Source organism: Nocardioides sp. (assembly GCF_047607185.1).
Lineage (GTDB): Bacteria > Actinomycetota > Actinomycetes > Propionibacteriales > Nocardioidaceae > Nocardioides.
On sequence record NZ_JASGDQ010000055.1, the window covers coordinates 19,701 to 29,493 of the forward strand.

Sequence of the window (9,793 nt, forward strand, 5' to 3'; positions counted from 1 at the left end):
GTCAAGGGTACGCCGAGCGCGGCGGCGCAGTCCAACCAGCGAGCGCTCACCACCCGCGTGGGAAGAGCCCCGGCGTGGGCATAGGCTCGAGGAGTGAGCCAGCTTGGCAGCGAACCGACGACACTGAGCGAGTTCCCGCCCGATCCGCCGGTCCACTCCGTCCGGCGCTCGACCAGCGAGGCGGAGTCGCGTCGGGCCAATGGGCCGGACTGGGACCGCTACGCCGACGAGTACCAGGCCACCCATGGCAGCTTCCTCGGCGATATCGGCTTCGTCTGGGGCCCGGAGGGGCTCACCGAGGCCGAGGCCGGCGTCCTCGGCGAGGTCGCCGGTCGCGACGTGCTGGAGCTCGGCTCCGGGGCCGGTCAGTGCTCCCGGTGGGTCCGCTCGCGGGGCGGTCGCGGCTACGGCCTGGACCTGTCCCGCCGCCAGCTGCAGCACGGCCGCCGCCTCGACGAGGCGACCGGCGTGGTGGTGCCCTCGGTGCAGGCCACCGCGACCGCGCTGCCGTTCGCGGCCGGCAGCTTCGACATCGTCTTCTGCTCCTTCGGGGCGCTGCAGTTCGTCGCCGACATCGAGGTCGCGATCGCCGAGGTGGTCCGGGTGCTGCGGGCCGGCGGCCGGTTCGCGTTCTCGATCACCCACCCGACCCGGTGGATGTTCCCCGACGACCCCGGCACCGAGGGGCTGGTCGCGTCGCAGTCCTACTGGGACCGCACCCCCTACGTCGAGGTCAACGACGAGACCGGGGAGACGTCGTACGTCGAGCACCACCGCACCCTGGGCGACTGGGTCGCGCTGCTGGCCGGTGCCGGCTTCCGCATCACCGACCTGGTGGAGCCGCAGTGGCCTGCCGGCCACGACCGGGTGTGGGGCGGCTGGTCGCGGGTGCGCGGGCTGCTCACCCCGGGCACCGCGATCTTCGGCGCCGACCTGGATGATTGATGGCCTGAGAACGCCCTACGCCGTGCGTCGGCCGCGCCGGCCGCCCAGGGTCAGGAAGCCGCCCAGGGCGAGGCAGGCCAGGCCGCCGACCAGGCCGCCGATCGGGATGACCTTCTCGATCAGGGTCAGCATGGCGTGATTGGACTTGGCGTCCTCGACATTGGTCTTGACGGTGTCCTCGGTGTACGTCACGTCGATGTCGAGCAGCAGGGTGCCGTCGGGCAGGCTGACCCGCTGGCTGCCGGTCTGGTCGACATAGGCCCCCGTCTTGGGGTCGGCCCAGATCGTCTGCGTGGCCTCGTACTGGCCCTCGATGCCGTCCGAGACCTCGGCGGTCTGCTCGGGCACCTCGACCTGGAACTCGTAGGTCTCCAGTCCGTCGATGTCCCGGGTGCCCTGGTAGGTGGCGTCGACGGTCTTGCCGAGGGTGCCGTCCCAGAACGGGTAGGTCTTCTTCTTGACGTTGAACGGGAACTTGGTGACCAGGCCGACGTAGGGGGCGACCAGCTCCTCCTCGACGAACTCGCCCTGGTCCGCGACGGCGGTGGCGTCGTGCCGGTCGATCGCGAACTGCTTGGGCATGATCTGGACGATCCGCTCGTCGTCGGCGTCGAGGGTGATGTCGCCCTTCTCGTCGATGCAGTCGGGCAGCTCTTCGGTGGCCACGGTGATGCAGCCGAGCTGGTTCAGGACGACCACCTTGCCGGTCGAGGCGTCCTCGTCGACCCAGGTATGGGTGATGTAGTCGACCGGCACCTCGGTGTCGGACTTGGCGAGCGAGCCGCTCGCCGTCCCGGTCAGCCGGGTGAAGGACTCGGTGTCGAGCGGCACCCGCTCGGCGGCACCAGCGCCCCAGAATCCCGCCACGGCAGCGGCCACCAGCAGGAAGCCTCCCACGAGCAGCAGCGCTCGTCCTCCCCAGATACGCACGTCGAACCCCTCCCAGAGTCACCAGTCAGCCAGCCGGGCTGTGGCCCGGATCACACGCTGGCGAGAGTGTGCCATAGTTCCGCCCCGTGGACCCCGCCGCAGCGCCGCTTCGCCTCAGGATCGACCCTGTCACTGCCGCTGTCGCGCTGGTAGTGGTCCAACTGGCGATCCGGGCCTGGGCGCTGTCCGGCTCGTGGCTGTTCTTCGACGACTTCGCCTTCATCTCCCGGGTGCAGAACGACGGCATCGGCTGGCAGGCGCTGACCACCAGCTATGGCGGTCACCTGATGCCCGCCGGTCTGCTGGCGACCTGGGCCAATGTGCAGGTCGACCCGCTGGGCTTCCCGCTGTACGCCGTCGAGATGATGGGCTGCCTGGCGCTGGCCGACCTCGGCGCCGTGGTCTTCCTGGTCTCGGCCTTCGGCCGCCGCTGGGGCATCCTGCCGCCGTTGGTGATCTACCTGTTCACCGTGCTCACCGTGCCGGCCGGCATCTGGTGGGCGGCCGGTGTCAACCAGCTGCCGTTCCTGGCGGCGCTGTTCTGGGGTGGCTGGACCCACCTGCGCTACCTGCGCACCCGCCGGCTCCGGTGGGCGCTGGCGACCATGGCGATCACCCTGGTCGCGCTGGCGTTCCAGGAGAAGTCGCTCTACGGCTACCTGCTCTTCGCCGTCCTCGCGCTCGGCTACTTCGCCACCGGCGACATCCTCGCCCGGATCCGGCAGGTGGCCGCCACCTATCGGGCCGGCGTCGTCCTCTACGGCGCGGTGGCGGTGGCCTATCTCGGTCTCTACCTGTGGCGCGGCCAGGACTTCAAGGCGACCCCGACCGACGACCAGCCGCTGTGGTCGGTCGCCGGCAACATGAGCGGCCAGGCCTATGCCACCGGCATCCTGGGCGGACCGCTCACCTGGAACAAGGGCGCCAACGGCGCCATCGCCCAGCCGGGGCCGCTGGTCACCGTGCTGGCGGTGCTGCTCCTCCTCGCGTTGGTCTACCACCTGCACCAGGTACGGCGCCGGTCGCTGCGCGCGCTGCTGCTGGTGATCGTCCCGCTGGCCGCGGACATCGTGCTGGTGACCTCCGGCCGTACCGCGGTCGGCCCCTTCCTGGCGCTGGAATACCGCTATCTCACCGAGCTCGCGGCGTTCAGCGCCATCGCGCTCGGGCTGGCGACGCTGCCGCTGCGCGGCGCCGTCGAGACCGTCGAAGCGGTGCGGCCCAGCGCCTTCCTGGACCTGCCCGGCCGGGTCACGGTGGCGACCTGCCTGGTCGGCGTGCTGGGCACCAGCTCGGTGATCAGCTACGCCACCCACTGGCACACCATCGATGCCCAGCGCGCCTACGTCACCGGTGTCGCGGACACCCTGGAGCACCCCAAGGAGCCGATCCCGCTGGTCGACAACGGCGTGCCGCTGTTCGTGATGTGGGCGTTCGGCTATCCCGAGAACACCCTGAGCCACATCTTCAAGTGGCTCTCCCCCAACGCGCTCTACCCCCGGGCCCGACTCGACGACCTCTACACCTTCACCGACCAGGGCAAGCTCGCGCCGATGGTCGTCGAGGCGGTCCGCACCGGCGTGCCGAGGGTCCGTGACGCCTGCCCGTTCCCGGCCCGCAAGGGCACCGTCGAGATGCCCCTCGACGGTCCGGTGGTCGGCACCGGCTGGTGGGCCCGGGTCGGCTACTACGCCGAGCAGAGCGCCCCGGTCACAGTCGTCGCCGGCGACGAGACCCACGAGATCACCCTCGAGCCCGGCCTGCACAGCCTGTTCTTCACCGCCGGCGCCGACCGGTTCGAGGCGCTCTCGATCGAGGGGCTGCCGGCCGACTCCTCGCTGTGCGTCAGCGAGGTCGTGGTCGGCAGCCCGACCCCGTTGGCGAGCCCATGAGGTTCCCGGCACTCGACGCGCTCCGCGCCGTCGGCGCGCTGATGGTGGTGCTGACCCATGTCGCCTTCAACACCGGTCGGATCAACCAGGGCTGGACCGGGGCGGCGCTGTCCCGGCTCGACTTCGGGGTCGCGCTCTTCTTCGTGGTCTCCGGCTTCCTGCTCTCCCGGCCGCACTTCACCGCCGCCGAGGCGGGCCGGCCGCAGCCCGGCGTCGCGCACTACCTATGGAAGCGGGCGCTGCGGATCCTGCCGCTCTACTGGGTCGTGGTCGTGGTCGCGCTGCTCGTCGACCCGGCCAACCGCGGCGCCTCGGTCGGCACCTGGCTGCGCCACCTGACGCTGACCCAGCTCTACGTCGACGCCCCGCTGGCCAGCAGCCTCACCCAGATGTGGAGCCTGTGCACCGAGGTCGCCTTCTACCTCGCGCTGCCGGTGCTGGCCCGGCTGCTGGCGCGGCTCTCGACACGCGGCGTGCTGGCCGGCTGCGCGCTGCTGAGCCTGCTCGGGTTAGGATGGGCCGGGTTCGCCGGCGGCCACTTGGCACAGTGGCTGCCGGCGTACCTGCCCTGGTTCGCGGGCGGCGTTGCGCTGGCCGCGATCAGCGCCCACCCCGCGGCCGCCGCCCGGCTGGACCGCGTGGCGGCCGATCTGGCCGGCTGGTGGCTGCTCGGCGGTGGGCTGTTCGCCATCGCCTGCAGCGACCTCGCCGGGCCACGGCTGCTGGTGCCGCCGACGGCCTGGGAGGGGATCGCGAAATGCGCGCTGTACGGCGCGGCGGCGCTCTGCCTGGTGCTGCCGCTGATCTTCGGCGAGGGCGGCCGGGCCCGAGGCTGGCTCACCACACCGCTGGCGCACTGGCTGGGCGAGATCTCCTACGGGGTGTTCTGCCTGCACATGATGGTGCTGGTGCTGGGGATGCGGCTGCTCGGGATCGAGGTCTTCACCGGAAGCTTCTGGGGCGTGCTGGGCTTCACGCTGCCGGTCAGCCTGGTGCTCGCCGCGGCCTCCTACCGCTGGCTGGAGTCGCCGCTGCTGCGGCTCAAGGACCGCGGCCCGCTCGCCAGGAGAGACCCGGCCACCAGCGCCACGGCGAGCAGCCCGCACCACTGACCCACCGGGGCGAGGCCGTCGAGCCCGGCGACCGCCCGCGGCACCACCGCCAGCAGCAGCGCCAGCGCGGCGAGCGGGCCGGCGAGGTCGAGGCCATCCGGCCGGCGCCACAGTACGACGACCACGACCCCGCCGAGCAGCAGCCCGCTCCAGCCGCCCAGCAGCCCGAGGGCCAGCGCCACGACCGCGCCCTCCAGTGCCCGGGCGCCGGGTCGCGGGCGGCCGGCATCGGGCTCGGCGGCCGGACGCCGCCGACGTCGGAGCGCGAGGGCGACCGCGGCCGTGAGCAGCACCCCGCCGAGGCCTACGAGCAGGCCGAGCCGGAACGGCCGGTCGGGCGGATAGGAGAAGCTCACCGTGCCGGCGGAGCCGGCCGGCACCACCCAGCCCTGCTGCCAGCCGTCGACGCGCTGCGCGCGGAGCCGCTCGCCGTCGAGGGTGGCCACCCAGCCGGCGTTGAAGTTCTGTGGCAGCGCGAGCACACGGTCGCTGTCCCCGGCCGGCACCTCGGCGCGCAGCGGCGCCCCCAGGTCGTCGCGGGTGAGCGGTAGCGGGGCCGACCGGACCACGGTCGCGCCGGGCCTGACCAGGTCGAGCGTGTCGGCGCGCAGCAGCGTGCTGGGTGCGGCGGCGACCTCCCCGGTGCCGAGGCTGAGGCTGTCCTCGCCGCACACCGTGAGGGCGACCTCCTCGCCGCGCAGCAGGCCGGCCAGCGTTGCGGTGGCGCCGGTGCGCAGCGTCCGGCCGCCGGCGGTGACGGTAGGCCCCTCGCCGCAGCCCAGCGTGACGACGCCGTCGGTCAGCGGCGCGCCGTCGAGGAGCAGCTCGGAGATGCCGGGGTCGAGCTGCTGGGTGGTGACCCCGTCGGTGGTCAGCGCCGGACGGGCCCGGATGATCCGGACGCTCAGCCGGCTGGTGGTCTTGCCGGGCAGCGGCACCGAGCCGTCGCGGCGCACCCGCCGGGCGAGACTCCAGTCCTCGCCGGAGACGACCACCCGGGCCGGTTGGCTGACCGGGGCCGCGGCGCCGACGCGCAGGGTGAGGGAGTCGATCCGGCGAGGCGTGTCGAACCCCAGGGTGATCGCGGCGTTGATGCCGCCGCGCCAGCTGGTGCCGAGGTCGCCGTCGAGCACGGCGACCGGTGACTCGGCGATCTCGGCGGCCAGTGACCCCTCGCTGGTGAGCTCGACGCCGACGGCCCGGGCCACGGTGTCGGAGAGTCCCGGGGAGCGGCGCAGCGAGCCGGTGCCCGCGACGTCGTACGTCGTCTCGTCGGCGAGGGTGAGGAGCCGATCGATCCGGTCGCCGTCCTCGCCCTGCTCCGCCAGCAGAGCGAGGCAGGTCACGGTGCCCGCGACGGTGGGGCAGCCGGTCGCGCCGTCGTCGCGGGTGAGCTCGATCCGGTCGACGACGGCGCCGTCCGGCGGGGCCGGCAGCGCCAGCACCCGGCGGGCGGAGACGCCGGGCACGTCGAGCTCGGCGATCCCCCACTGGCCGGCCTGACCGGCCTGGCCGCCGACGGCGGTGACCCGGACGGAGGACGCCGAGGCGACCCGCATCGGCACCGTGACGCTTCCGCCGGGCGGCGGGGCGGCGACCTCCTTGCTGATCGGTCCGGCAGTGACCCGCAGTCTCGACACCGCCACCGCGTCGCCGGGCAGCGTGATGCTCACCGAGGGCACCGCCGCGGCGGTGGCGAGGTCGAGTTGCAGCCACTGTCCGTCCGGGTCGGTGCCACGTGGGGTGCGCCAGGCGGTGGTGGGGTCGTCGTCGACCGCGGCCGCCGCCGAGGCGCCGCGCTCCAGCGGCGGCGGCGCGTCGGCGTCCGCCTGGGAGGCGCTGGCCGTCACGTCGGCGACGCCGCGCCAGGTCTGCGTGGTCTGCCATCGCTCCTGGTCGGGGAGGATCCGGTGGAACTGCTCGCGTCCCGAGAGCCGCGGCCGGGAGCCGGCCGGAGTGGTCGCCGCGTGGTTGCCGCGCACCGCCTGGAAGGCCGTCTCCTGGCGGCGCGACCCGTCGGTGAGGACGACGTGCTCGGGGTCGGCGACGTCGCCGGTCAGCGGCAGCCCGTCGCCGGGATCGCCCATCACCGAGACGCCCGCGGGAGTCAGCGTGGCGTCGGTGGCGGCGGCGACTCGGTAGACCTCGACCGCGTGATAGCTGCCGCTGAGGCCGTGGTCGCCGAGCACCCGGACGTCGTCGGCGGTCTGCACCTGTGCGAGCCCCGACTCCGGGCCGAAGGTCGCCACCCGGGTCAGGCCCGGGGCGCCGTCGAGCGCCGCATGGACATAGGCCGGGTCGGGGGCCCCGGTGGTGAACCGGTCCAGGTCGTTGCGGATCACCAGCGAGCCGACGCCAGCGGTCGCGAGCAGGGGCGCGAGCCGGTCCGAGGGCCGGCCCGACTCCAGCAGCTCGGTCACCTCGTCGAGCAGCACCACATTGCCGGGCTCGGCGAGTGGCACCACATTGCGGACCGCCCAGCGGCCCTCGGCGTAGGGCTGCAGCACGTCGTCGTGGGTGCTGCCCCAGGTGTAGTCGCCGAAGGAGGCCGCCGGCATCACCAGCGCGGTGCCGGGCTGGTCGGCGAGGAAGGCGGCCGCCTGGCGCCAGTACGACGGCGCCGCCTCGAAGCCCCGCGGCGCGGCGACCTCGCCGGCCAGCCACGGGAAGCCGAGGCCGACCAGTGCCGCAGCCGTCGCGGCCGCGACGGTCCTGGTCGAGAGCCGGGCCAGGCCGGCGCCCGAGGCGGCCAACGACGCGGCCAGCACCGTCAGCGCGTGGGCGACGCCCAGGCTGAGCGCCAGCCTGACCACGACGTCGTACTTGTGGGTGTTGCGCAGCGCCGCCAGCGCGCCGTCCAGCAGGGACCGCCGGTCGCCGGCGAGCCAGCCGTGGACCTCGCCGGCGTAGCCCAGCCCGACCAGCACCAGGCCGGTCAGCAGCGTCAGCACCGCGAAGCGCCGGTGTGGCTGGTCGGCGCGGGCCAGGCCGAGCAGTCCGACCGCGGCGACGGCGGCCGCGTCGAGCAGCAGGAAGGGGGTGGAGACCAGCGACGCGCCCGCCGGATAGCCGGCGGCGCCGAGGTAGGCGGCCCAGTGCGAGGTGCCGCTCAGCGAGGAGACCAGGTCGGTGGCCGAGGAGGTGACGGCGGCGTTCTCGATGTAGTCCAGGAACGGGGCGGCGTACCTGCCCTGCAGGATCAGCGGCACCAGCCACCACGCGGTGGCGAGCACGGTGAAGCCGCCCCACCAGGCGAGCAGCGCGAACCGGCGCCGGAGCAGCAGCCAGACGACGCCGGCCGGGATCACCGCGGAGACGGCCGTCGCGTTGACGCCGCCGCAGCAGGCGACCAGCAGCGCGGCCAGCGCGCCGGTACGGGCGGCCGGGCCGCGGTCGCGGACCAGCACGACCAGCACCCAGGGCGCGATCGCCGTCGGCCACAGCTCGACGGAGGTCTCGCCGAGGATGGTCGTCACTCGCGGCGCCAGCACGTAGCCGGCGGCCGCGGCGAGCTGCGGCCAGGGACCGCCCACGCGCAGCTCACGCAGCAGCCGGAGCATCCCGAAGAAGGCCAGGTTGAGCAGCAGCGCCCACCACAGTCGCTGCACCACCCACTCGGGCAGCGCCGCCAGCCTGCCGAGCACGAAGAACGGGCCCATCGGCCACAGGTAGCCGTCGGCCTGGTTCTGGATCTGGCCGAAGGCGGCGCGGGCGTCCCACAGCCGGGTGCCGCCCGCGAGGAAGCGCCACGGCGCGGCGACCAGGTCCCACTTGGTGTCGGCGACGATCCGGCCGGTGGCCTGGGAGAACGCCAGCGCGGTCCAGACCGCGGCGAAGCCGGCCAGCCGGACCCGGGACTGGGCCCGGGAGCCCGGCTGCTCGCTCAGCGCTTGCGCACCACGAGCAGGAGGTTCCACGACAGCACCTCCCCCAGCACCGGCACCCGGAGCACCCACCGCGCCCACCAGGGGTGGTAGCGCGGCACCGCCGCGAGCACGACGCCGTGCTGCTGCTGGCGCGCCCAGCGCAGCCCGGCCCGGGCGGTGACGCCGAACAGCGACTCGCCGTACTTGTTCTTGGGCTCGTGGCCGTGCTTGCGCAGGTAGCGGCGCCGGGCGTAGCGGCCGCCCAGGAAGTGCCACGGCGAGGTCTCGTGGCCGCCCCAGGGCCCCCACCAGAGGGTGTAGGAGATGAAGGCGATGCCGCCCGGGCGGGTGACCCGGAGCATCTCCTCGGCCATCCGCCAGGGGTCGGGGACGTGCTCGACGACATTGGAGGAGTAGCAGACGTCGACGCAGTCGTCGCGGAACGGCAGCCGCTGGCCGTCGCCGATCACGGTCCACTCGGCGATGTCGCCGGCGCCGGAGAGCTCCCCGACGTCGGCGTCGAGGGCGACGTACGACGCCCCGGCCCGCTCGAAGGCCCGCCGGAAGTAGCCGGGGCCGCCACCGACGTCCAGGACCGTGGCGCCGGCCAGGTCGTGGTAGGCCGAGAGCTGTCCGACGGAGTCCTCGGCGAGCGCGGTGTAGAACCGGCGCGGGTCGGTCTGCTCGACGCCGAAGTCACGGAACAGCCGCACCGAGCGGCCCAGCGTCGGCGCCCAGCGCCCCGCCGGCTCCCCCGTCGGCAACAACCCCTGCCTACCCAGCGATCTCACGGGGCCGGACCCTAGCCGACGGCCCGCCGGGGTGCGATTCGTCACAGGACGGCCTACCATCTCCGGATACGTTACCGAGGGGTAACGGCCGGTCGGAGGGAGCTGGTTCGGTGCGGAGGCGTCAGAGCGTGTTCGAGAGCTCGGCGTCGAGCTCGGCGTTGTCCAGCGTGCGTCATGGCAAGGCGGAGGAGGGAGCCATGCCGGAGGCATGGCGAGTGACGACAACGCGGCCAGGGCGCGTGCTGGGCGGCGCGGAG

6 protein-coding genes are annotated in these 9,793 nt (G+C 73.7%); 3 read left to right on the top strand and 3 right to left on the bottom strand.

The window, feature by feature from the left end:
* Positions 1-93: 93 nt before the first annotated feature.
* Complete coding sequence (locus tag QM595_RS05530; protein ID WP_415170532.1) at positions 94-945, top strand: class I SAM-dependent methyltransferase; 852 nt, start codon at positions 94-96, stop codon at positions 943-945.
* 15 nt (positions 946-960) lie between these two features.
* Here the strand turns inward: QM595_RS05530 and QM595_RS05535 are convergent, their stop codons facing one another.
* On the bottom strand, positions 961-1,875 hold the full coding sequence (locus QM595_RS05535) for a DUF3068 domain-containing protein (RefSeq protein ID WP_415170533.1): 915 nt from the start codon (positions 1,873-1,875) through the stop codon (positions 961-963).
* 86 nt (positions 1,876-1,961) lie between these two features.
* Here QM595_RS05535 and QM595_RS05540 point away from each other — a divergent pair, with 86 nt between their 5' ends.
* Positions 1,962-3,767: a hypothetical protein gene (locus tag QM595_RS05540; RefSeq protein WP_415170534.1), complete on the top strand. Its 1,806-nt coding sequence runs from the start codon at positions 1,962-1,964 to the stop codon at positions 3,765-3,767.
* Entirely contained in the window at positions 3,764-4,879 is a 1,116-nt protein-coding gene (locus QM595_RS05545; protein WP_415170535.1) for an acyltransferase family protein, read from the top strand. Before QM595_RS05540 ends, QM595_RS05545 begins: the two co-directional genes overlap by 4 nt.
* On the opposite strand, the gene QM595_RS05550 is transcribed toward QM595_RS05545, so the two are convergent.
* Both QM595_RS05550 and QM595_RS05555 read right to left on the bottom strand, forming a co-directional pair.
* Positions 4,777-8,796, bottom strand: a complete 4,020-nt coding sequence (locus tag QM595_RS05550) for an alpha-(1->3)-arabinofuranosyltransferase family protein (RefSeq protein ID WP_415170536.1) — start codon at positions 8,794-8,796, stop codon at positions 4,777-4,779. The two genes, QM595_RS05545 and QM595_RS05550, sit on opposite strands and share 103 nt — an antisense overlap.
* The gene (locus tag QM595_RS05555; RefSeq protein WP_415170537.1) at positions 8,763-9,536 is read right to left on the bottom strand and encodes a class I SAM-dependent methyltransferase; all 774 of its coding nucleotides are present in this window, start codon (positions 9,534-9,536) and stop codon (positions 8,763-8,765) included. The genes QM595_RS05550 and QM595_RS05555 overlap by 34 nt, the downstream gene beginning before the upstream one ends.
* Positions 9,537-9,793: the final 257 nt, after the last annotated feature.

Bases quoted from the DNA above. Each gene is read 5' to 3' on its own strand.
- QM595_RS05545 (WP_415170535.1), top strand. From the start codon at position 3,764: ATGAGGTTCCCGGCACTCGACGCGCTCCGCGCCGTCGGCGCGCTGATG.